Origin of the sequence: Pseudanabaena sp. SR411 (genome assembly GCF_002251945.1) — a bacterium.
GTDB lineage: Bacteria > Cyanobacteriota > Cyanobacteriia > Pseudanabaenales > Pseudanabaenaceae > Pseudanabaena.
The window spans coordinates 1-24,245 of the sequence record NZ_NDHW01000083.1 but is presented as its reverse complement, the minus strand read 5'-3'; the positions used below and the strand labels follow the sequence as shown (position 1 = coordinate 24,245).

Annotated in this window: 22 protein-coding genes; 14 read left to right on the top strand and 8 right to left on the bottom strand. The window is 41.5% G+C overall.

All coding sequences use genetic code 11. From position 1 onward, the window contains the following. Positions 1-23 precede the first annotated feature (23 nt). The 3 genes from B9G53_RS07520 to B9G53_RS07510 form a co-directional block, all read right to left on the bottom strand. Entirely contained in the window at positions 24-1,316 is a 1,293-nt protein-coding gene (locus B9G53_RS07520; protein WP_094530785.1) for a Y-family DNA polymerase, read from the bottom strand. Then, positions 1,255-1,869, bottom strand: a complete 615-nt coding sequence (locus B9G53_RS07515) for a LexA family transcriptional regulator (protein ID WP_094530783.1) — start codon at positions 1,867-1,869, stop codon at positions 1,255-1,257. The genes B9G53_RS07520 and B9G53_RS07515 overlap by 62 nt, the downstream gene beginning before the upstream one ends. Positions 1,870-2,058: 189 nt before the next feature. Then, positions 2,059-2,304, bottom strand: a complete 246-nt coding sequence (locus B9G53_RS07510) for a hypothetical protein (protein WP_094530781.1) — start codon at positions 2,302-2,304, stop codon at positions 2,059-2,061. 27 nt (positions 2,305-2,331) lie between these two features. Here B9G53_RS07510 and B9G53_RS07505 point away from each other — a divergent pair, with 27 nt between their 5' ends. Continuing rightward, complete coding sequence (locus B9G53_RS07505; protein ID WP_217901530.1) at positions 2,332-2,913, top strand: NUDIX hydrolase; 582 nt, start codon at positions 2,332-2,334, stop codon at positions 2,911-2,913. A 269-nt stretch (positions 2,914-3,182) separates the two neighbouring features. Here B9G53_RS07505 and B9G53_RS07500 read toward each other — a convergent pair whose 3' ends face one another. Then, positions 3,183-4,790 carry an iron uptake porin gene (locus tag B9G53_RS07500; protein ID WP_094530778.1) on the bottom strand — a complete coding sequence of 536 codons (1,608 nt, stop codon included), beginning with the start codon at positions 4,788-4,790 and terminating at the stop codon, positions 3,183-3,185. A 330-nt stretch (positions 4,791-5,120) separates the two neighbouring features. Then, positions 5,121-5,342 (bottom strand): hypothetical protein, encoded by a 222-nt coding sequence (locus B9G53_RS07495; RefSeq protein ID WP_094530776.1) that lies wholly within the window; start codon positions 5,340-5,342, stop codon positions 5,121-5,123. 36 nt (positions 5,343-5,378) lie between these two features. Here B9G53_RS07495 and zwf point away from each other — a divergent pair, with 36 nt between their 5' ends. Then, entirely contained in the window at positions 5,379-6,908 is a 1,530-nt protein-coding gene (gene zwf / locus B9G53_RS07490; RefSeq protein WP_094530774.1) for a glucose-6-phosphate dehydrogenase, read from the top strand. Between the two features lie 69 nt (positions 6,909-6,977). After that, the gene (gene opcA / locus B9G53_RS07485) at positions 6,978-8,099 is read left to right on the top strand and encodes a glucose-6-phosphate dehydrogenase assembly protein OpcA (protein ID WP_094530772.1); all 1,122 of its coding nucleotides are present in this window, start codon (positions 6,978-6,980) and stop codon (positions 8,097-8,099) included. A 103-nt stretch (positions 8,100-8,202) separates the two neighbouring features. Here the strand turns inward: opcA and B9G53_RS07480 are convergent, their stop codons facing one another. Together B9G53_RS07480 and B9G53_RS07475 are read right to left on the bottom strand one after the other, a co-directional pair. Continuing rightward, the gene (locus B9G53_RS07480) at positions 8,203-10,635 is read right to left on the bottom strand and encodes a CHASE2 domain-containing protein (protein WP_094530770.1); all 2,433 of its coding nucleotides are present in this window, start codon (positions 10,633-10,635) and stop codon (positions 8,203-8,205) included. Positions 10,636-10,656: 21 nt separating this feature from the next. Further along, positions 10,657-12,396 carry a ShlB/FhaC/HecB family hemolysin secretion/activation protein gene (locus B9G53_RS07475; RefSeq protein ID WP_254923587.1) on the bottom strand — a complete coding sequence of 580 codons (1,740 nt, stop codon included), beginning with the start codon at positions 12,394-12,396 and terminating at the stop codon, positions 10,657-10,659. 380 nt (positions 12,397-12,776) lie between these two features. On the opposite strand from B9G53_RS07475, the gene B9G53_RS07470 reads away from it, so the two are divergent. The 11 genes from B9G53_RS07470 (at position 12,777) to B9G53_RS07415 (ending at position 23,597) form a co-directional block, all read left to right on the top strand. Beyond that, on the top strand, positions 12,777-16,628 hold the full coding sequence (locus B9G53_RS07470; protein ID WP_094530765.1) for a filamentous hemagglutinin N-terminal domain-containing protein: 3,852 nt from the start codon (positions 12,777-12,779) through the stop codon (positions 16,626-16,628). A 157-nt stretch (positions 16,629-16,785) separates the two neighbouring features. Beyond that, positions 16,786-17,433, top strand: coding sequence for a Mo-dependent nitrogenase C-terminal domain-containing protein (locus B9G53_RS07465; RefSeq protein WP_094530763.1), 648 nt, complete (start codon positions 16,786-16,788; stop codon positions 17,431-17,433). Positions 17,434-17,618: 185 nt separating this feature from the next. Then, positions 17,619-18,236, top strand: a complete 618-nt coding sequence (locus B9G53_RS07460; protein WP_094530761.1) for a DUF3611 family protein — start codon at positions 17,619-17,621, stop codon at positions 18,234-18,236. A 113-nt stretch (positions 18,237-18,349) separates the two neighbouring features. Continuing rightward, a complete protein-coding gene (locus tag B9G53_RS07455) occupies positions 18,350-19,111 on the top strand; it encodes a DUF1350 family protein (RefSeq protein ID WP_094530759.1) in 762 nt (253 codons plus the stop codon). A 701-nt stretch (positions 19,112-19,812) separates the two neighbouring features. Further along, the gene (locus tag B9G53_RS07445; RefSeq protein ID WP_094530755.1) at positions 19,813-21,243 is read left to right on the top strand and encodes a form I ribulose bisphosphate carboxylase large subunit; all 1,431 of its coding nucleotides are present in this window, start codon (positions 19,813-19,815) and stop codon (positions 21,241-21,243) included. 72 nt (positions 21,244-21,315) lie between these two features. Further along, complete coding sequence (locus tag B9G53_RS07440; protein ID WP_094530753.1) at positions 21,316-21,819, top strand: chaperonin family protein RbcX; 504 nt, start codon at positions 21,316-21,318, stop codon at positions 21,817-21,819. 27 nt (positions 21,820-21,846) lie between these two features. Next, entirely contained in the window at positions 21,847-22,182 is a 336-nt protein-coding gene (locus B9G53_RS07435; protein WP_094530751.1) for a ribulose bisphosphate carboxylase small subunit, read from the top strand. A gap of 46 nt (positions 22,183-22,228) precedes the next feature. After that, a complete protein-coding gene (locus B9G53_RS07430) occupies positions 22,229-22,504 on the top strand; it encodes a hypothetical protein (protein WP_094530749.1) in 276 nt (91 codons plus the stop codon). Between the two features lie 157 nt (positions 22,505-22,661). Then, positions 22,662-22,874, top strand: a complete 213-nt coding sequence (locus tag B9G53_RS07425; protein ID WP_094530747.1) for a type II toxin-antitoxin system HicB family antitoxin — start codon at positions 22,662-22,664, stop codon at positions 22,872-22,874. A 4-nt stretch (positions 22,875-22,878) separates the two neighbouring features. Then, on the top strand, positions 22,879-23,052 hold the full coding sequence (locus B9G53_RS07420) for a hypothetical protein (protein ID WP_176453139.1): 174 nt from the start codon (positions 22,879-22,881) through the stop codon (positions 23,050-23,052). Between the two features lie 17 nt (positions 23,053-23,069). Next, positions 23,070-23,597, top strand: a complete 528-nt coding sequence (locus tag B9G53_RS07415; RefSeq protein ID WP_094530743.1) for a hypothetical protein — start codon at positions 23,070-23,072, stop codon at positions 23,595-23,597. Positions 23,598-23,698: 101 nt separating this feature from the next. Here B9G53_RS07415 and B9G53_RS07410 read toward each other — a convergent pair whose 3' ends face one another. Continuing rightward, a complete protein-coding gene (locus B9G53_RS07410; RefSeq protein ID WP_141211731.1) occupies positions 23,699-24,082 on the bottom strand; it encodes a hypothetical protein in 384 nt (127 codons plus the stop codon). Positions 24,083-24,245: the final 163 nt, after the last annotated feature.

Below are 24,245 nucleotides of genomic sequence, written 5' to 3'. Positions count from 1 at the left end.
AGGCGCGTAGCGCCTCCTTTCTTTTAGGATACTTCAAGTAAATCTTGCCAACAAGTTGTGTATCTTGGCGATCGCTGTTCAGATTTAGATTTCCAAACTTGAATTACTCCAGTAGTCGCAAATCGCAAAGTATCTCTGCCATATATTTCATTGATCGTATCCATCACGCTCATCAGATTACGCGATCGCTGCTTTTGCTCATCATTACTAACATCAAAAAGATTTCCTTGAATTTGTTGCTCAGACATAAGCCCTGTCATGATCACACCAGCTTTTTTGAAATGTTGTCCTTGACGATAAATACTTTCAGTTAACTGTGACGCAACACGGGATAGTTCCAGCGTGTAGTTAGTTGATAAATCTAATTCTGCGGTAGCGCTATTAGAGTAGAAATTATCGCGAAAAGGGCTGGTTCTCGCAAAAACGGTGATCACATTGGCAGCTTGTTTTTGTCGTCGCAGTTTTTCAGCGGCTCGATGCGTAAAAGAGGCGATCGCTTCCTTTAGTTCAGACAGCTTATTGATCGACTGCGGAAACGAGCGAGAGACGCAGGTTCCTTTTTTGGGATTGTCTACCAATTCCATTGATAGACAAGATTCTCCCCTTAATTCTCTTTGTAGTTTTACGCCGACAATACCCATCTTGCTCCGAATCAAGCCTTCATGGGCTTCCTTCAAATCTAAAGCTGTAGTTATTCTTCTTTCTTTCAACCAATTCGCGTATTTGGAGCCAATACCCCAAAGATCTCCAACATCCACTTGAGATAAGATCTCATCTATAGATGGATAGACACTGAGATCAAAAACTCCTGAACTAGATTGCTTTGCTATGAGATTAGCTAGCTTTGCCAAGGTTTTGGTCGGGGCAATTCCTACGGACACTGGAATTCCTACCCATTGCAGTACTTTTTGACGGATTTCACTGCCATAGGTTGTTAAGTCACGATATCGAAATCCCGACAAATCGATAAATGCTTCATCAATTGAGTAGATTTCCACATCAGGGGCAAAATAAGCCAGTGTGGACATGACTCTGCCTGACAGATCTCCGTAGAGACTGTAATTTGAGGAATAAACTTGAATGTTGTAGCGCTTAATCAGTTCATAAATTCGGAATACAGGCACACCCATTTTAATGCCAAGATCCTTGACTTCCTGCGATCGCGCCACTACACAGCCATCATTATTGGAGAGAACTACTACGGGTTTACCAATGAGTACGGGATTAAATAAACGTTCGCAGGAAACGTAAAAGTTATTGCAATCGACTAGGGCGAATCTTTTTTCGACTTTTTGGTCTAACACAGTGGATGGCATTGGTGACAACTCCCCAAATATGTAGGTCGGAATGTTCGTTAATGAAAATGGTTTGATAGCTATCGTTTTCAGGAACTAGGGCAATTTCTCCTCTTAAGTAATGCAGACGTTTGACGGTGATTTCTCCTAGCACGACAGCGATGACAATATCATTGTGGGCGGCTTCAATCGAGCGATCGACAATCAACAAATCACCATCATGGATATTTGCTCCTGTCATGGAGTTCCCTGAAGCTCTCACAAAGAAAGTCGCCGCAGGATGAGTCACTAAATAACTATTGAGATCGAGTTTATGTTCCACATAGTCTTCCGCAGGAGAAGGGAATCCCGCAGGAACAGAACAATTCTGTAATGGCAATTCTAGTTTAGTACTCATATCAGGAAGATGAATATCTCTAACACTTTCAGCAAGTCCACTAACCTGTTCTTTTGTCCATGATTCAATATTTACGACGTTCTTATTGGTTAGCAACTGAATATTGAGAGTAGATGGATCATGTCTACTGCTTTTTAGTTGCCTAAATTTACCTTGATGCGGCTCGTCACTTTCCATAGGCTTATTTTTTTGATTTAAGTACGATATTCAAAACTTTAACACGATCGCTTATGTATAGCAAGATCAAATTAGGACACAAACCCAGAAGAGGAGTTGCGGCGCTTTGCGCCGCAACTCCTCTTCTGGGTTTAATACAAATGGCGACAGCTATACAAAAAATGCAGTCTCTGCTTTTTTTGATCTTGGCTAAGCAGCTTGAAAAATCATTTGATTAGGTACAGAGACCCAGACCCGAAACTTTTCTGCGTCAGGGGTAATCAATACGGCTAAACCCAAATCTAAGTCTTGTCTACAAGCAGCGATCGCCTCATTTAAGCTGTTGTAAGCCCTATCAGCAACAAAAGTTTTGCCTAAAAAAATAATCCCGCGTTCTCTGCCAGCAAGGGTTGTAACTTCAATTGAACGAGTTTCATTTAGTGAGTTGAGAATCATGGCTTTTGGACGGTTAGCTTGAGATCTGTGAAGGAATTTCTCTATAGCTATGAGTATCGCTTTCTATACGTTTTGGGACTGCGATCGCTAATTATTGTTTCGGTGATGTTATGTGTGGTAATTTGCGATCGATATCACAAAATCCAGAAATTTAGGCTTATGGATAGGATGCAATGTATTAGACCAGTTTCCATTTGCTTATTTCGCAATGGAGACAAAATTCTAGTTTCTACAAGCTTTGATTCAACAAAGCAGGACTATTTTTGCCGTCCATTGGGTGGAGGGATAGAGTTTGGGGAAAGCAGTCAAGAAGCGATGCTGCGCGAAGTTAGAGAAGAGCTTGGACTGGAGATAGAAAATTTAAAATTGCTTGAAGTCATTGAGAATATATTTATCTACGAAGGCAATCAAGGACATGAAGTTGTATTTGTCTATGATGCTGAATTTGTAGATAAATCTTGTTATGACAAGGAAGTACTAACTTATTATGAAAGTTCAATAACTACGGAATTCACTGCAAAATGGCTGTCTTTAGCAGATATGCAGCAGCAAAATATAAGACTAGTTCCAGAAGGTTTAACGAGGTTATTATTTGCCTCGCTCAAATGAACAACAAGAGATTTTTTGAAAGTGTGGCAAAGCAACACTTTCAAAAAATCTCTTGGTTTGGGTTTGGATGCAAAACGTTATAAAGCAGTAGAGAGATTGCAAAGTAATCTCTCTACTGCTTTTTCGAGAAAATGACTATTCAAATCCCTGCTGTAGTGGAATATCGCAATTAGTCGAAATGCTTTTGAAATTAGGTAACTGATTTTTCTTGTTCCCCTCTCCTTTACAAGGAGGGGGGCTAGGGGTGAGGTTTTAAACCCATCAGTAAATTAGAACGAGAATACAGTTCTCAATGTACCGACAGTGATGGTGCTATTGCCACTGTTGTTGTTGGGATTGAAAATGAACTGCAAATCAGGAGTGATGCTGATATTGTCAGAGATAGGGAAGCGATAGAACAACTCCACATTGGTTTGAGTAGCATTACCTACTTGGTTCTCAATGAAAGGTTGCCCAACCGCGATCGCAGCCATTGCACCTTCCTTAAACAAATCAGGAAAAGCAAAACCCGCAGACCAAGTTTGGGGATTTAGAGAATCATTGGCTGTAGTTGTGTAGGCGGGAAGTGCTGCGGAAATGGCAGTACCGCGATTACTGATATTGCCGAATCCATAGCGTCCAAAAATGGCGATCGCCTTATTAAAAGCCCACTCAAGATTTACGCCACCTGTGTTGTAGTCCAGATTATTTACCGAGGCACGAGTATATTGCAAACGGATCGCAAAGGGACTTGCATCGTCAGCATTTTTCGGCGCAAATTCTAGCTCAACCGTACCTTGGTAAGGATCACCAAATAAGCCACGATTGATCGTGCCGTCAGAGGTCGGGCTGCTAGCATTCTGGGCGACATATCCTGCTCTCAAGGTAAAAGCACTACCACCAAAGTTCCATGCGATCGCTGCGCCAGCCCCATCATTCACAGGCAAGATCAAGGGGTTATTGATAAACATGCCACTAGAAAAATCGGCGGACTCATCATTTGCAAAACTATTTGCATCCAGATGATCGTTCAGCGACATGTTTGTGCCAATCGAAGCTTGGATATCTTTGCCAATCGGGAAGTCGTAACGCAGACGATTGAGTGTGGCATTTGTGCCAACACCACTGTAGTCAAATCTAGAACTGTTCCCAAATCCTGTGAACCCTAATAAGCTGTTAGGAGCCTCTAGAGAATTGTTCAGCCCAGTGCCGCCATTGCCAAGCTCGATCCGCGTGAGTAATAAATCTTCGCCAGTAAAACTCGTATTAAAGTTCAGGCGCACGCGGCTGATCACAGTTGTATTCACTTTGCCAGCATTGGTCGTCAGCGCTCCAGTTGAGTCAAGCAGAAAATCAGTTCCTGAGTTTCCCGCAGAGACAGCCGCGATCGCTTGCCCCGTGAGCTTAGTTGTCGTCGAGAATTGCTGCGCTTCCAGCTTGGCAGTTTTTGCATCAAGGGCATCGACACGACCACGCAATGTTGCAAGTTCGGCGGCAAATTCTTCTTGCAATTTTTGTAATGTGGCGAGATCCTCTTTGCTAACTTTATCGGCTAGCCCTGCGGAAATAATTTCGTTAATTTTGTCGAGACAGGCATTTAAACCTGCGGCAAATTCATAGCGACTGGTGGCTTGCCTGCCGCGAAAGGTGCTATCGGGGTAACCTGCGATACATCCATAGCGCTCAACTAGAGACTGTAAAGCCGTAAAAGCCCAATCGGTGGGACGCACATCACTGAGTTGTGAAACTGACGTGACATTTTGTGTAAGGACATCTTTTGTTGGTGGTAACGACTGAGCCGATACGCTGGATATGGTGCTAGGCAGCATCCCGATCGCCGAAAAGGCGATCGCGCCAACTAGAGACTTTTGTACTTGTTCAAACCAAACTTGCGACATAGCGTAACTCCTCACTTGCATATATCAACCTTAATAGTAATTAATATCATTAAACTGGAGATATTTTAAAGGTTTTATGAACTTAATCCGCTTTATAAATTTAGAGTTTTCGATAAAATAGATGACTGTAATATCAATAATTTTTATCAAATCGTTCTAAATTATTTTTTGCGATATTAATTACATCTTTAATCGATTATTTTAAGAACGATAATCATTATCATACATAATATGAGCGTTAAAACAGTAGCTCTGTAATAATTCGTTTATTGCTTTTTTACAGTGCTTTGCACCCACCCCCCCAAACCAAGGTATTGCTTGAAAGTATTACTAAGCAATACTTTCAAGCAATACCTTGGGGTTCGTTTGATCGATAATTGCTGCAATATTTGAGGTTTTACCGCATCTCAAAATAAATTTCCAAACCTGTAAAGTTGCGCCCCTGAGGAGCGCAACTTTACGGGTTTGGATGTGTAATTGATTATGTCCATAAAAATTAAGACTAGTGATCCTAAAGGAAAACAGACGATATTGCTTGAAAACTGAATGCATTAGCTAGAATCTAGCTAGCGTTCAACAACCGAGCCTGTGGTACAAATACTCGAAAATCCCTTACGGGTTGGTTTACAGCAAGAAAGAACACCTGAGCCATCGATTCTGGTAATCTTTGGTGCTTCGGGTGACTTGACGATCCGCAAGCTAGTTCCTGCAATCTATCACCTCAAACAACAGCGTCGCCTACCGCCCGAACTCACGATCGTGGGTGTCGCTCGCCGACCTTGGAGCCATGACTATTTCCGTGAGCAAATGCGTGAGGGCGTAGAAAAGTTCTCCGTAGGTATTGGAGCCGAAGCAATTTGGGACGATTTTGCTGAAGGCTTATATTATCAATCACTTGACATGAGCAACCTCGATGATTACCGCAAACTTGATGAATTTTTGGGACAAATAGACAAAGAAAGAGGTACTCGTGGTAATCGGGTCTTTTATTTAGCTGTATCCCCAAATTACTTTACCGATGCGATCGAAAAGTTGGGGCAGGCTGGCATGATTAAAAATGCCCAAAAAACGCGAGTGGTAATTGAGAAACCCTTCGGACGTGATTTGGCATCATGTCAAGACCTAAATCGGGTTGTGCAGAAATCCTGTGATGAAAAACAGATCTATCGTATTGACCATTATTTAGGCAAAGAAACCGTTCAAAATCTTTTAGTGCTGCGATTTGCTAATGCTATTTTTGAGCCATTATGGAATCGCCAATTTATCGACCACATCCAAATTACGGTTGCCGAAACCGTTGGCGTTGAAGATCGCGCAGGTTATTATGAAAACTCTGGGGCGCTCAGGGATATGTTGCAAAACCATTTAATGCAACTATTTTGCCTAACTGCAATGGAACCACCCAACTCAATGGATGCAGATTCTCTCCGCAATGAGAAGGTGAAGGTGATTCAGGCTACTCGACTTGCAGACACTCGTAAGTTAGAGCGATCAGCCGTGCGGGCTCAATACAGCGAAGGCTGGATGAAGGGGAAACAGGTACAAGGCTATCGCAGTGAGCCAAATGTTAATCCTGAGTCTTTAGTGCCAAGCTATGTGGCGATGAAGTTTGAAGTCAATAATTGGCGTTGGCAAGGCGTTCCTTTCTATTTGCGAACTGGCAAACGGATGCCTAAAAAAGTTAGCGAAATTGCAATTCAGTTTCGTGATGTCCCTTATTTACTATTTCAGTCGGCAGCTAAACAGGTTTCACCAAATGTGCTGACGTTAAGGATTCAACCCAATGAGGGCATTGCCCTAAAGTTCGAGGCAAAGATGCCGGGGGCTGACCTGCGATCGCGATCGGTGGACATGGACTTTGGCTATGGAAAAACCTTTGGTATCGAAGGCTCCGATGCTTACGATCGCTTGTTGTTAGACTGTATGTTGGGCGATCAGACCCTATTTACACGCGGCGACGAAGTGGAAGCAGCTTGGAAAGTGGTGACCCCAGCACTTTCGGCTTGGGAAATGCCCAATGATCCCAGCGTTGTCCCCCAATACGAAGCGGGTACATGGGGACCATCTGAAGCCGAACAACTGATCGAACGTGATGGGCGACAGTGGCGACGACTATAAACACCTTAAATAATTTGGCAACGCCAAATTATTTAAGACCAATATAAACGGTGTTGATTCAACAAAATTATGAATACGCAAGCAACTTCCGTTGTATCTTTGCAAGCTCCCAAAGATGTCTCGGTATCTCAAGTCGAAGCGGAGCTAAGCAAAATCTGGCAGTCCTATGGCGAAAATTCGGCAGCTCGCGCCACTACCTTTAACCTGTTAGTGTACGAGCCAGAAACCATGGGTGCAGCATCACGAATGGCTTCCGTTGATGCGATCGTTTCTCAGAGTCCATGTCGAGTCGTCGATTTGGTAACTCTAGATGAAGAAGATCAAGGCATATCCGCACAAGTAGCAGCCTACTGCCCAATCCAAAAAAGTCGTAGCTCCTTAATTTGTGGTGAATATATCACCCTGACTGGCGCAAAACGAGCCTTCGATCGCGTACATAGTATTCTTCCAGGATTACTGATCCCCGATCTACCCGTATTTCTATGGTGGAAAGATAGTCCCGCGCCCAATACACGCATGTTTGAGAAGCTGGTAAATTTAAGCAATCGCTTAATTATGGACTCAGCTACCTTTGCCAATTCTGAGGCAGACTTACTCAAAGTGCACGGGATGATCCAAGTGGGTACGCAAATTGCTGACCTGAATTGGCAACGTCTGGCTCCTTGGCAAGAACTGACTGCTCAAGCCTTTGACCAACCCGATCGCCGTGCTGCGGTATGGGAAATTGATGGGATCACCATTGACTACGAACGTGGTAATAGTACTCAAGCTCTAATGTTTCTCGGTTGGATTGCCAGTCGTCTTGAATGGGAGCCAATCGAGCGCAATGCTGAGGGTGGTGACTATGATATTCAGCATATTATTTTTGAAGGTCGCAACCATATTCAAATTAAAGCTGAATTAGCGGCGATCCCCATTGGTGATGTCGGTGAGGTAGTTGGCGATCTGATTGGGTTGCGATTGACAGCCTCTAACCAAAATACTGATGCTTGTAATGTATTTTGTTCAGAATCTACAGGCTGTATGCGGATGGAAGCTGGTGGTGGCGCACAAAACTACCGTGTACATCAAGTATCGCCTTTATCTGATCAAAGTGCTGACACTCTGCTGGGTCAACAGCTACAACGCTGGGGAAGGGAAGCTCTCTACGAAGAAAGTCTTGCCCTCGTAGCTAAAATACTAGCACTCTAAAAAAATAGTTAGCTAGTACAAACCAAAAACCAAAAGATGAATTGCGGCGCGAAGCGCCGCAATTCATCTTTTTGGTTTTATGTCCTAAGCAAAACTTACATTGCTATATTTGGTCATTACTTAAATTGATTGGTAAAGCGATCGTAAACTTTGTACCTACATCGACTTCACTTTCACAAAGAATCGTTCCCTTAAGATTTTGGGTCACAAGATTATAGATAATATGCAATCCTAATCCACTCCCACCCTTGTCCCTAGCTGTCGTAAAAAAAGGCTCAAAAATCTTGGCTAAACTTTCGGAAGCAATGCCTTTGCCATCATCAGAGTAGGTAATGATAACTTTTTCATCTTGTTGAGTAAGTTCAAATTGTAACTGTCCACTTTTATCTAAATCAGTATAAGCATGAGTCAAAGAATTCATTACTAAATTGGTGACAATTTGTGAAAAAGCACCTGGATAACTGTGGATCACGATCGCATTATCTCCATAGACATTAATCCGATGCTGCGTATGTTGGATTTGCGGCGCTAAACTAATCAAAATTGTTTCAATATAATCTTTTACTTGAAAGTGACGCTGTTCTAAACTTGATTGATCGACAGCAACTTGCTTAAAGTTTTGAATAAGTTCAGCCGCACGATGTAAATTAACTAATAAAATCTCACTGCTACTTTTGGCTTTTTCTAAATAAGCTTGTAAGCTAGATTTTTTGAGTTCACCGAGATCAAAAAATTCTTTAAACTTATTTGTGGCATTATCCAGAATGGAAGCTGCCATTAAACTATTGCCAATGGGTGTATTCACCTCATGGGCGACACCAGCGACCATGCTCCCAAGGGCGGCATATTTTTCGGACTCAATCAGTTGCTTTTGGGTTCTTTTTAGTTCATCTAATGTACTAGCTAATTCAGCATTCTTTTTATAAATTGCTAACTCAGCTTGCTTGCGATCGCTAATATTGCGAATCACAAATAACAGTTCATTGCGACCACTCACAACAATACGCACCTCCTCATCTTGACAAATATCGTTAATACAGATTTGTTGTTCATAAATCTGGATCTTCCCTGTGTTTAAAGCTTGCCGAAGATAAAAAAGGTGGCGATCACTGATTTCGGTCGGTAAAATTTGGGATATATGCTTGCCAATATTCTCCAAGTCAGGAACGGCTAACTTGATCGTACTGTCATAATTAATTAGTCCTAGATAAATGCCATCGCCGCTAACATTGAACATCAAATCAGGAATAACCGAAAGAATAGCGCGTCTGCGGGCTTCGTTTGCACTGAGGGCTGTATAACCCGTGACTATAATCGCCGAGCTAATCAGTGCTAACAAAGACGGTACGACAGGAATCCACCATCCCCATAAAAAAACAATATAGCTTGTGATAAATAGACTTCCCCCTAGAAAAGCGATCGCTAGAGTGACCCAAGGCAGGCGCAAACTAATTTTTGATTGAGTGATTGGTCTTACATAACGACTATTCCAGCACAATAGACCACCAGCGATCGCAAACATGGCAATCCACAAAATCTCTATGGGTTTTGCCCCAACTTTTAAGGTTGGTCGTCCGTCAATGGCATTGGCAATTAATTGACTAGAAATACTCGCATGAAGCTCTACGCCACTTGTAGCCGCGAAGGAGCCTTTTACAATTGTGCCGTTGTATGGAGTAATAAAATAATCGCTACTACTTTCGGCGGTAATCCCAATCAAAACAAGGCGATCACGAAATATATTCTCAGGAATACTTCCATTGAGGACATTAGTTAGGGAAACAGTACGAAAACCTTTCTGAAAATTACGAAAGTTCGATAATATCTGATAGCCACCCAATGCTTCGCGAGTATAGCCGCCATCATGTTCCTGAAGGGGCGAAAATATGGCTTTACCTAATTTGTATGTCTGTACTTTTGGATCAATAACTTCAAGATTAATGTTTTCCTTTTGAAGGTAGCGAATGGCTAGCGCCGCACTTAAGCTGGGAATGGTCTTGCCTTGCTTATTCTTAAGAGAGAGAAGGATACGGCGAACTTTACCATCACCATCAAGAGAAAAATCATTGGCGGCTACTTGATTGAGCCTTTCGAGAACTGGAGAAGCAGCCACATCACTACCATCCTGATTTGCGACCACTTTGCGAATGCCAATCAGATTTGGCGTAGACTCAAATACCTTAACTAGTTCTTGATATTCAGAGCCATATTTTTGAGGGACTGGTAAATCGCGGTAGATATCTAGCCCGATGACTCTGGGTTGCTGTTGCTTAATTAAATTGAGGAGTTTGGCAAGGGTATCGTCATTAATAGGAGAACCAAAGTTCTTGATATCTGGTTCCTCGATCGCCACAATCACGATACGCTCATCGATTGGTTCTGACGGTCGCCACTGAAAAAATAAGTCATATACAGCTAGTTCTATTGGCTGAAGGATTCCCATAAAGCGAATCCATAGTAAAATTCCTGTTGTTGCGGGGACAACCACAAAGACCCCACGCCATTTCCAAATTCGCTTTTTTAGATTGATCCACATAGGTAAATTCTAATGTAAATTCTAAAAGGGATTAGCAACAATTGAAAAGTAAATCCCATTTTCTTGTACAGTCTTCTTCTGAGCAGAAATGCGGCTCAGGGGAATCCCCACATCAAGACGGATCGTCAAGCGATCGCTCATTTGAAATCGCAATCCCATCCCTAACGAGGCAAGCGTACTCGGATCGGGTTGGTTAGAGGCTTGATGATTCCAAGCTTTACCAAAATCAAAGAATGGCACAATCTGTAAAAGTCCGCTAATTTCAGGAATCTGCATTACAGGAATCCGCACTTCGGCGGATACCAGCAATCCATTATCGCTTAGGAGAGCATCTTGCCGAAATCCGCGCAGGGTATCTTGTCCACCAAAACTAATCTGTTCCTGTGACAGCATCGGGCGATCGCTAAGTTGTAGATCAGCACTAAGAAACAAAAGAGTTTCGGGTGCTAGCAATCGCACATATTGAGTTTGCCCACGCCACGCCAAAAATTGACTATCGGGCGATACAGCATTAATTGTTGATCCGAAAGCATTAATTCCTAAACTTAGTTGGGAACGTAATGCTAGCACCTCTTCAGTACTTCGTTGCACGTAATCCTGAAAGAATCGGAGGGCGGCAACCTTAGTTTGTCCATCGGCATCCGCGCCAAGGGAAGGAAAAGGAATAGCGCCGCCCAACAATGACGCTGTACTTTGACGATGGCTTAAGGTTAGACCGAGGGCAAATTCTTGGGTGGTGTTTTGGAGCAGAGGTTGACGAATTGATAGTTCATAATTACGAGAACTAGAAATAATGTCAAGGAGATTAAAAGGCGTTTCAATCACATTACTCGAAGAATTACCAAAGTTGAGGCTAATCGTACCATTAGCAGGATTAAAGGGAACTGTATAACTAGCATCAAAAGCGTTACTACCATTGGTATTTGCGTAGGAAAGGCTCAGGCGATCGCCTAATCCTGTGAGATTGGCTTCGACAAGCTGAATTTGACGACGCTCAGAGCCTACACTGGGAGTCCGACTGTTATCAAAGGTGATCGGTAAGCTAAAGGTTTTTGCCTCAGTCACCTTGACTTCTAAATTGTTTAATCCTGCTTGCAAACTCGGCGATAGATTTGCCGATATGCTCTCAATGAGGGGATTGATTTGCAATAGTTGTAGCGCTTCTAGTAAGCGATTACGATTGAGTGGCTTAGCGGTGGCGATCGCGATCCGAGATTGGATATAACCTGCGTTAAGTCTAGTCAATCCAGTGACCCTAATTTCGTCCAGTCCACCTTCAACAATCTGAATTTTGACTATTCCAGTTTGCAAATCCTGTTCTGGTAGATATGCTCCAGAGGTGATATATCCACGGTTTAAATAAAGTTCAGTAATTTTGGTTCTGACTTGAAATAGCTCAATAATAGAGATTGGTTTGTTAGTGTAAGACTCAGTAACTTTTTCAAGTTCTTGATCACTAAACACGCTACTGCCAGCTACTTCAAACTTTTTGACAACGATTAATTCAGAAATTTCATTACGGGGATCTGGAGGAACTGCTGGTGTTGTATCAAATAGCAAATCGGGTGAAGGGAGTTTAAAAGGTTCCGTCGGATTGTTTGGAGTAGTTTTGGGGTTGAGATCGGCAGGAATTGTAGGAACGACTGAATTAGCTTGAGCGAAGATTGCTTGAGTATAGGAACTAAGAGCGATCGCTAGAGTTACAATATTTTTCTTCTTTCCTCTCAAGATTATCGAAATGTTCTCATCCAATAACTTCACAATAATTACTCTCAACTCTCACTAAAACCTTTTCAACTGCCTCTTATTTTATAGCAATCCTAAATGGGTTGTGAGAGTGCGCCCCAAAGGGGCGCACTCTCACAACCCTCCAAATCTTACAAATCATTTAGGATCACTATATAGCGGTTTTCATTTTGCCGTAGGCAAAATGAAAACCCAAAACAATGAGGATCGTCACAATTAAAATTGATGTAAAGTTTTTAAAAATTTCACTATTAAAAACTTTACGATTTCTTTACCCACTAAGTCGGTATTATAAGACTAGCGAATATCTTCAGGATAAATATCTTTGCTATTACTTAAACCCGTTTTATATCCACCTTTGATTTCTTAAATGAACCCTAAGCGGAATTTAAGCTATGAAACTCACTCATCGCTATATATCTATCTCTAGTGTATTCGCCGTAAGCTATTTCACTATAATACTCTCCGCTACAGCTCAAATTGTTCCAGATCAAACTCTGCCCGTAAACTCTATAGTAACTACAGACGGATTAACCCATACGATTAATAGGGGTACGACTAACGGTGTTAATCTTTATCACAGTTTTCAAGATTTCTCAGTTCCCACAAATAATACTGTTCATTTTAATAATGCGGCTAATATCCAGAATGTTTTGACGCGAGTGACGGGGAACTCTGTCTCTAATATTGATGGGATCGTTAGAGCTAATGGTAATGCTAATTTATTTCTACTCAATCCAAATGGAATTACATTTGGTTCAAATGCGAAGTTAGATATTGGTGGAACTTTTGTGGGGAGTACAGCAAATAGTTTCAAGTTTTCCGATGGGAGTGAGTTTAGTGCCACTAATCCTCAAGCACCGCCTTTGTTGACAACAAGCATTACTCTCGGATTACAGTATGGCACGAGCAACACAGGGGCGAAAATTAGCAATTGGGGGAATCTCTCTGCGGGGCAGGATTTAGTTCTAAATGCTGACAAACTAGACTTGCAAGGGCAATTGCAAGCAGGTAGAGATCTAGTATTGCAAGCTCAAGATATTAATATTCGCGATACTGCGAGCAGTCCATTTGTAGCAGCATCTGGTAGAGATCTGTTAGTACAGGGCAACCAATCTATCGATATTTTTGCCTTAAACCATCCTAATAGTGGGTTTTGGTCAGGTGGAAATATGGTGTTGCGATCGCAAAATCCAGCGATCGGCGATGCTCATTTCTATGCTGGTAGAAACTTAAATATTGAGAAGTTAGATGGAACTATTGGTGATTTAATCAGCCCCAACGATCCCGTTATTTTAGCCAGTGGCAATGTAACTTTAGGAAACTATACAGGCGCATCGCTGCATATTTTAGCAGGGGGCAGCGTAACACTCAATAATGTCACGATCAATAGTACAGGCGCTATAAATACAACAATTAACCCCAATAATACAGCGTTATTTAATGCCTCAAAAAGCTATGCAGATCTAGCAATATTCTCTTTGCCTGACTATCAGGCTATTAAAAATAGTGATGGCTCAGTTCAGGATGTTGTACCAGTGCAAATTCCAATTACGATTAATGGGAGTACTCAGGCAACTTTGGATGTAAGAGCAGGAGTAGACTGGACACAATTAGGAGGATTGCCGACTAGTCCTATCGTTTCAGGTGCTATCCCCGCTCCGCCACCTACCTATACAGATCCTCCTACTAGAGCCGATATTACAGTGAATGGTAATATTCGTGTAAGTCAGCCAAGTGGATTAGTGTTATTGACCAACCAGTTCACTCCCAATACATTGCAAGGCAAAATCTTCACTCAAGAAATTAATACTGGGACAAATATTGTCGGAGCTAATGCTGGTGATATTCGCATCTATGGAAGCGGTGACATCATCCTGAATTCTAGCTTGATCGCTTACTCAGAACCAACGATTGGTAATGCAGGAAATGGCGGATCAGTGGCGATTTCTTCTTACTCTGGCAATATTACGATGGATGCAGATTTGTATACTGACTCGTTCACACTATCTGGAAATACGAGCAATGGCGGTAAGATTTCATTCTCTACTTATTCAGGAAATATTATCCTAGATAACATATACATTGAATCATCCTCTTTCGCTTACTCTGGCAACTCAGCGAATGCAGGAGCAGTTTCTCTAACTTCGCATTCTGGTAATATTACGATCACTCGTCCGATCTGGAAATCACCCTCAGTTTCATTGGCTTTGGGTTCTTCTGGTAATGGAGGATCGGTTGCTTTTGCTACTTATTCTGGGGATATCACAATTAAACATGTCAGAAGTTTCTTTGGAGATACGGGTACTTATTTGGACTCTGGTACTTACTCAGGCTCTAGGTCTTCTGGTAATGGAGGGGCATTTTCCTTAGCTTCCAATTCTGGCAATATTTCACTAATTGATGCGCCGTTAAACTCATCCACAGCTTCTTATTCATCCTTGCCATCAGATTATGCTGGAAATGGTGGCGCGATCGCTTTATCTACTTCCTCTGGCGATATTATGCTGGATGATTTGACATTGTACTCATACTCATTCGCCCGATCCGCCAATTCTCGCAATGGAGGTACAATTTCTCTATATTCTGGATCTGGAAATATTAAGCTAAACAGTTCCACTTTGTCAGCTTACTCATTTGCTTCTTCGGCAAGTTCTCAGCATGGAGGAATGGTATCTATATCTGCCCCCAATGGCAATATTACCAGTGCCTTAACCAGCTATATATTGTCATTCTCAATTTCCAAGTTAGGAGCCAATAGTGGTAATGGTGGTGAAATCAACCTAACCGCTAAAAATCAAATTAGCAATCTCGGTCTTTTTACATCCTCAGCATTCGGTCAAGCAGGTCCCGTAAATATTAATGGACTGGGTGATTTAGCGATCGCCAATCTTCAGGTGATTACGAGTAAGACCGTCAATTTTCCCAAACGTGCCTACGATATTAATGACCCGAACACTTTCATCACTACGATTTTTGGGACTGGACAAAGTGGGCGATCGGGAGACGTTGTGATTGCAGGATTGAGAAATCTCATTTTTGACAATACGCTGATTTTGAGTACGACCCAAGGGCTTGACCCTGCTGGCAATATTTTCATCACTAGTCCCAACAACATCACGTTCCAAACCAACAGCGATATTTCTAGCAATACCAGTAGTAAGGGTAATGCTGGGAATATCGCTGTTAACGCAGGGCAAGGGCTTCTTTTTAAAGATAACAGTCAAATTAATGCTCAAACTAGTAACCAAGGTAAAGCTGGTAATATCGATCTGAAGGCAGGGAATTCTATTCTTTTTACTGCGGGTACTGGCTTATTTGCGAATACAACACTAGGCTCTACAGGAGATGGCGGCAATATTACGATCGATCCACAATATGTCACCCTTCAAGATGGAGCAACCATTGCTGTCGGCAGTCTTGGCTCTGGACTTGGCGGAAATATTAGCATATTTGCCAATTATCTCTCTCTTATTAATGGTTCTTCCATTACCGCCTCAACCAATAGTACGAATGGAGGCAACATTAATTTAAATGTTCCATCAATATTACTTCTACGCTACGCCAGCAATATCACGACGACCGCAGGGACAGCAAGTGCAGGGGGCAATGGCGGCAATATCAATATCAATGCAGGTTTCATCGTTGGGGTCAAGGGCGAAAACAGCGATATCTCGGCTAATGCTTTTACAGGCAATGGCGGCAATATTAACATCATCACCAATGGTATTTACGGCTTGGAGTTCCGTCAGCAACTGACATCCTTTAGCGACATTACGGCTAGTTCTCAGTTCGGTTTACAGGGAAATGTGCTGGTTACTACCCCTGAAATTGATCCTAGTCGTGGATTAACTACCTTACCTCTCAATCTGGCTGATCCATCCAAACAAATTAGTCAAAGTTGCGCTGTCGGAGGGAAGTTATCTAATCAAGAAAATCGCTTTACGATTTCTGGAAGAGGTGGCTTACCCAAGAGTCCTAGTGATGAGCTTGCTAGCATTCAACCTCTAGTGGAGTTAGCCGAACTTGTGCCAAGTAGCTCTAATCAAATTTCTACAGTAGAAAGAGCAGCACGAAACGTCACCCCTTCTACTGTAGAACAGAAGCAGGAAGTAATAAAGGAATCTTCAAAACCGATTGTGGAAGCGAATACGATCGCTAGAGATAGTCATGGCAAACTGCGACTGATGGTAGCTCCTAATCCTCTCAGTCCCTCCATACCCCCACTTTCTTGTGCAGCCCATTGAAGAGTTAAGTGGTACAATAGCAGCACTTGGAAACCAAATTTCTGAACAACAAATCAGATCAACCAAATAGAATTGTTAAACATTCCTTAATGCGTTAGTAGCAACAAATCAAGGCAAATCAATTTATGATTTTAGTCAACCTGTAGACTGATGTGTTATGCAAACAAATCGTAAACCTTATACACAATCGCAGATTTCAGCTTGGTTGCGCGGACTCATGAGCGTAGCCCTCGCAGACAATGATTACAGTGAACAAGAGCGTACCCTCTTCGATCAAATTAGCCATAGTGACGAGTGGGGAGAAGAAATAACATTTTCTAATTTTGAACCGATTAGCGCTCAAGACTTAGCTGACGCATTGGGTAGCGATCGCGCGGTAGGCGAAAACTTTTTGCGAATGGCTGTAATGATGGCTCTTGCCGATGGTCAATATACAGATACTGAAGATCAGGTTATTCAAGGATTTTGCAAAGCGCTTAAGCAAGAAGTAAAGCCCATCAATGATTTACGTAAAAACTTAGAAGCCACCTCTCACCATGAAGAACATCATCCCAATGTATTAGAGCCTGTCAAGGAATGGCTTGATCATATGGATATTCATGATTCTCGCCTTGCTAATTTGATCTGTAAGGTTATTCCTGCACAATGTCCTTTTGAGCGTGATGTTGTCTTGTTTGGACGTAAAATCATGCATATACCCGCCATGTGCGAGATTAATCCTCTATACGACCAACTAGTTGGATTACGTTTTCGATCGCTAAGTTATCTCGCTGACAAAGGCGAAGATATTTCAAAATATTGTTAGTAACAAGGGCGCAAAGCGCCCTTATGGCTTTGGCGTAAAATAAGGAACCAATTTTTAATGGCGCGGCTTTGCTGCAACATTAAAAATTAGTTCCTTATTGAATAGCAGAATCTTTATTACTTTTTTGTGAAGAAAGCGGAAAACGCTATAGTATTTACTGGTTTTATAAGCAGCCCCCTAAAAAAATGCCCAGAGAACTAAAAAACGCCCCAAAAGAAGACGATAACAGCGATGTCTCACCCAATGTGTTGCGCGTTGTTTTAGCATTTCGGCGTTGGGGCTGGACAGCCTTTTGGGCGCAAGTTGTCTTGTGCGTAGTTTCATCCGTTGTCTTACTGCAACTTTTCTTATTTCCTAGGGCTGGACAAGTAGTCAGTCCCACAGGGTTAGATACTAGTCCCGCGACACTCCCCGGACTGAGCTTTGCTTGGGTAGGTGTGGCGGTACTAGGTGCAAGTATTTTCTGGAATTATCGTTATACGCAAATGGCAAAAAAGTTGCGATCGCCCGATCGCCCAACGAAAAGCCAAACTATATTTCAAATCAAAATTGGATTGATTATTAATCTGATTGGGATGTTCGTCACTTTACTGGGAGCCTTTGCGATTATTGGTGCTTTAACTCTAAGAGCAGGACAAGGACAAGCAATATTACCTGGTGCAGGTAGCTTTAACTCTGTAATTCAGCCCCTCGACTTTCAAATTATTCAAGCTAGTTTCAATATTATCTTTGCCCACTTTGTCGGTTTAGTCGCCTCACTCTTGCTACTAAACCGTGCCGCCGATAAACCAAATCGGGAATAAACAAGGGGCTTAAGCCCCTTGTTCTAATTAAAAAGGAGGGAGGATGCAATGCATCCCCCCTCCTTTTTTAGCAGTAGAATGAATATAAAGAAATGTAAAGAGTGGCAAAAACGATGGAGTGGAAGCAAATTGAAGATAACTGGGTATTGACACCACCCAAACCCAAGGGCGTAATTCACTTTTTGGGTGGAGCATTTTTTGCAGCCGCGCCCCATGTTGCCTATGGTCGAGTCCTAGAGCAACTTGCTAAAAATGATTACGCGATCGTTGCCACGCCATTTTTAAATAACACCTTCGATCATCGTCAAATTGCTCGCGAAGTCCACACCTCATTTCGCAAGGTACGCAGTAAATTATTTCTAGATTATTTCCCCGTGTTTGGTATGGGACATAGCATGGGCTGCAAAATCCATCTATTAATTAATAGCCTATACAAACCTACCCGTGCTGGCAATATCTACATCGCCTACAACAACTACAGCGCCGATCGCTCAATTCCTTTTTTTAAAGAACTAGCTGGTAAGATTCCCGAAATGTCGTCGATGGATTTTACCCCCTCGCCCAAGGAAACTGAACAGCTAATTACTGCCAACTATCAGACCGCAAATAATTTATTAGTCAAATTTGTGGACGATGGTATTGATGAAATTTCCACCCTTGCTCAGCTACTCAAGCAAAAATTTCCTAAAACTGTCAGCTTGCAAACCCTTGAAGGCACTCACCTCACCTCTATGGGGCTAGATGTGAAATGGCAAGCAGGTTCTAGTTTTTCAGCGATCGATGCGATCGCGCAATGGGTCAAACAAGAAATGCACAAAAATAATCAGAGCTTAGAACTAGTCTTACTAGCATGGCTGACACAGCAAATTATCTAAAAAAGTAGGGGTGCAAAGCGCCCTTACTTTTTTTAGGAAATAATAGCAATGAGTAGAAATACTCTAGTTAAATCAATGGATAAATTAACAACAAAGTCAGATCAAAACCAATTGATTTTGTATTTGTATACAAGTCATTAGGATTTCTAATATTGTTTTAATCATATTAAAATTCCTGACTATTCATATTAGTTTTTGTACTGGTATGTATCAGGCGATCGCAAAAAAAGATTGCGAGATTGCTATTTTTCTTAACATAAACCCATAACCAGACTGATCCGCTAATCCCTATTTATCAAGACTTTAGGGCTATTGATTTAGAAATATCTCGCAAAAACAAGTACTAGGGGATATATCTAGCTTATTAGAGTTATATAAATTTTTTATATGAATTTGTTGCTAAAAACAGCAAGTTTCAAATTTTTTTTTGCAAAAAAAGTAAATGTGGATACGCACTTTATGTTTAAATTAGAGACATCGCTCAAGGAATTCACACGAAGGATTCCTGATAGGATTAACTTATATAAAGCAAAAAATTATTTCAACGAAGAAGCAGATATCAAAAGGGCTAATTAGATTTTTAATAGATTTTTAATCTTTCTTTAATTTTCGATTTGACTATTGACTCTGACTCTTAAGTTTTTTTTGCAGAGCTTCGTGCAGTTTACTGATTCTCATTTAAATCTAGTAAGGAGATATTAATGTCTTACTCAAAAACACAGTCTAAAGCTAAGGCTGGGTACGACGCAGGTGTTCAGGACTATAAACTAAAGTACTATACCCCCGATTACACCCCCAGAGATACTGACCTTCTCGCCGCTTTCCGCTTCGTGCCTCAACCAGGCGTACCTCCAGAAGAAGCTGCTGCTGCGGTAGCTGCTGAATCTTCTACAGGTACATGGACAACTGTATGGACAGACTTGTTGACCGACCTCGATCGCTACAAAGGTCGTTGCTACGATGTTGAACCAGTACCCAACGAAGATAATCAATACATCGCTTACATCGCCTATCCTCTTGACCTGTTCGAGGAAGGTTCTGTAACCAACTTGCTCACCTCATTGGTTGGTAACGTATTTGGTTTCAAAGCTCTTCGCGCACTTCGTCTAGAAGACATCCGTGTACCTATTGCATACCTGAAGACCTTCCAAGGACCTCCTCACGGTATTCAAGTTGAGCGCGACAAGTTGAACAAGTACGGTCGTCCTCTATTGGGTTGTACCATTAAGCCTAAATTGGGTCTTTCTGCTAAGAACTACGGTCGTGCAGTATACGAATGTCTACGCGGCGGTTTGGACTTCACCAAAGACGACGAAAACATTAACTCTCAGCCTTTCATGCGCTGGCGCGATCGCTTCCTGTTTGTTCAAGAAGCAATCGAAAAAGCACAATCTGAATCTGGCGAAATCAAGGGTCACTACTTGAACGTCACCGCTCCAACTTGTGAGCAAATGATGGAACGTGCAGCTTTCGCAAAAGAAATCGGCACACCGATCATCATGCATGACTTCTTGACTGGTGGCTTCACAGCTAACACCACTCTTGCTAAGTACTGCCGTGACAATGGCTTGCTCTTGCACATTCACCGCGCAATGCACGCTGTTATTGACCGTCAAAAAACTCACGGGATTCACTTCCGCGTTTTGGCTAAGTGCTTGCGTATGTCTGGTGGTGATCACCTTCACTCTGGAACCGTTGTTGGTAAGCTTGAAGGCGAAAAGGGTATCACCATGGGCTTTGTTGACCTAATGCGTGAAGACCACATCGAACTCGATCGCTCTCGCGGTATCTACTTCACTCAAGATTGGGCTTCTATGCCTGGTGTACTTCCCGTTGCTTCGGGTGGTATCCACGTATGGCACATGCCTGCGCTCGTTGAAATCTTCGGCGATGACTCTTGCTTACAGTTCGGTGGTGGTACTTTGGGACATCCTTGGGGTGCTGCTCCTGGTGCAACCGCTAACCGCGTTGCGCTCGAAGCTTGCGTACAAGCTCGTAACGAAGGTCGCGACATGATGCGTGAAGGTGGCGACATTCTTCGTGAAGCTGGTCGTTGGTCTCCTGAATTGAATGCTGCTCTTGAACTCTGGAAGGAAATCAAGTTCGAGTTTGAAGCAATGGATACCGTCTAATTGATTAGCTCCATTACTATAGTGTTTCGCATTGTGAAACACTGTAGTAATAAATCTTGGTTAAGTTAGCCTATGGATATCAAGCGCAGTACTAAGTCCACAGCCAAAATGTTGATCAATTTTTTGACCTTCGAGGCTGTTAAGACAATTGCCGAGCAATTGGAAGAAACTGATAGGTTAAAAGCTCTCTGGTTTAATCAATTCTCGACGCGCGAAAGACTCCAAAATGGCGAGCTTTATATCAAAGACCTCTTTGAGGTTCACCAAGAAATGGCTTTTCGGGTAATGACAGTACGGGAACATCTTGCTAATGAAATTTTAGAGTTTCTGCCAGAAATGACTCGTACTGGAATCCAACAATCAAATATGCAGCTTCGTCGTCAGCATTTTGAGAAGATCATGAGTGTGCAGGCTTCTGAAGGATATGCAGAATGCGAGAATTTAGAACCTAGTCTAGAAACTATTTTAGAAGCTAGTTCTGAGACTAATCTCGAAGTTCCTTTAGAAGTAGTTGCAAACTTAAATCCAGATTCAGTTGTTGAAGGCGATCGCGCTTCCACCCAACAAAATCAATAGCAATATAATTTCAATCGCGAGGAAATAATGCAAACTTTACCTAAAGAGCGTCACTACGAAACTCTTTCTTACCTTCCCCCTTTGAGCGATGCTCAAATTACTCGTCAAATCGAGTACACCTTGAAGCAAGGTTTCTATCCTGCGATCGAATTTAACGAAGATTCCGATCCTGCAATCCACTACTGGACTCTTTGGAAGTTGCCCTTGTTCAACGCCAGAACTCCTCAAGAAGTTTTGAGCGAAGTTCAAGCTTGCCGCTCTAGCTATCCTGGTAGCTTCATCCGTGTTGTTGCTTTCGACAACATCAAACAGTGCCAAGTCCAAAGCTTCATCGTACACAAGCCTAACGCCGCTCGTTACTAAGCTTTAACAAACAAAAAAGCCCCGCATTGCGGGGCTTTTTTGTTTTATGGTTAGAAATCAAAAGTTTTGGATGGTGAAAGATGACATGAATCGACAGATAAGTGTAAGTGGTTGGCAACTCATCGGATCGGTCATAATATTTGGAGTAGTGATTTACGAATTGATGACTGGGCAAATTGTTGCAAAACCTCAGAGCAATCCGATTATGAGAATAGAGCAACCAATCTCATTTTGGATAATTGTTGGTATAAAAGTGACAGTTGCATCAACCTTTGCAGTCATGGGTATTGTTGGGCTTAAAGAAGAATCTAAATACAAATGATTTCTAAAAACAAAAAAGTCATTTATCGTTTGTATGTAATCTGAGTACTAGCGATAATTAGTCATCCGTTACAAATATCTATTCTGTTTTTTATAAAAATATCGTAACAATATTTACATTCAAGTATGATAAGACTAGTATGAAGCAAGACTAAAGTATGAGATATCTTGTAGTTATAGAAAAATCGCAAACAGGTTATTCTACATATTCGCCAGATGTTTTAGGTTGTGTTTCTACTGGTGCAACTCTGGAAGAAGTCAACCAAAATATGCAAGAAGCTAGTGAGTTTCATATCAATGGACTTATCGAAGAAGGGCTAGAAATTCCTAAGCCTTCTACCTACTCTGCCTATGTTGAAGTTGCTGCATAATGCTATGACAAATATCTCAAAGACGAATTGGGATAAACTTGACGCACTGTCAGAATCAGAAATTGATGTATCTGATATTCCACCTTTGACTGAAGACTTTTTCAATAAGTCGCGCTGGTGGAAGCCTGTTTCATCAGCACCTATGGGCAAGTTGACTGTATTTGATACAAATGTGTGACTTAGAGAACTTTCATTATGGAGCCGTCAGTAATATTTGGGTCACTTAAATTAGCAAGATCTATAGCTGAGTATACTGGCTTAATTGAAACTATTGGGACAAAAATTGATCGTCTTGCAAATGCAGAGTTTGAAGCAGGGTTCCGTGCGCTAGAGCAAGCTGCTATTAGTAGTTCTGAAAAAGATAGTTTGCTTAGAGAAGCCAGATATCGATTTAACAAAGCTATTTCTCTTGAAAAGGAGGAACGCTTATTTTTATGCCATGTTGGAATAGCTATATGTCACAAAGAGCTAGGTGATCTTCCTAACTTTAAAGTATCCTTGTCCGAAGCTTGTAAGGTTAAGATTGTTGGCATTGACCCTATTGAACTAGGTATTGGAATAGGTAGAATCTATTTTGGATTGTTAAGTGCTGCATTTACTCAAGAAGATATTTCAAAAAAAATGCTAGATGAAATGAATGAGATATCTAAAAGAAATAAAATTATAAGATTGACTTCTGAGCAGAAAAAGATAAAAGAATATCTTTTAAATATTGAGACTTAAATCTATTTTTTGATATTTGATTGAAGGCGACATTGTTCGTTGTCGCCAAGATAGAGAATTTATCCAGTCAAAAAAATTCAAAGCCTTTGATAGATTTTTTCTCAAAACCTTTGTTTTTGTATTGATATTTGATCTTTCAGTAAAGCACGAGTTTCTTTTGCCTGTTGATCAAACCATCTAAGTAATTCCAAATGTTCTTCGGAAATACAAGCTCTTTCTTTCGGCTGAATATTCTCTTGACTGCTATTAAACGAACATATTCTATTATACAAATATGACAACTTAATACCTTTGTCACAAAGTTCTTTGACTTTATTTACAACTTGGGAATTAAATAAAAATTCACTTTCAATGGATTCTGAATAAAATCTAGCAACTCGATCTGGTTTTATCTGTCCACCTCCTTGCATTATTTCATTAAAATAAGATTCAAATACGCCATAAATCTTGATTCTTCTTTCGTATAATTCTTTTTTTAATGTCAATTCACTAACGCGATATTGCTGATATAGCAATCCTAAATGAGTTGTGGAAAAAAGCCATACTTAAAAATCTTCTCAAAGCAAAAGACTTGAAGATGAGTGACTAACTCAAATAACCTCTTCACATTGTCAAAGTTCTTTAGTAAGTGATAGTACTGACGGATAA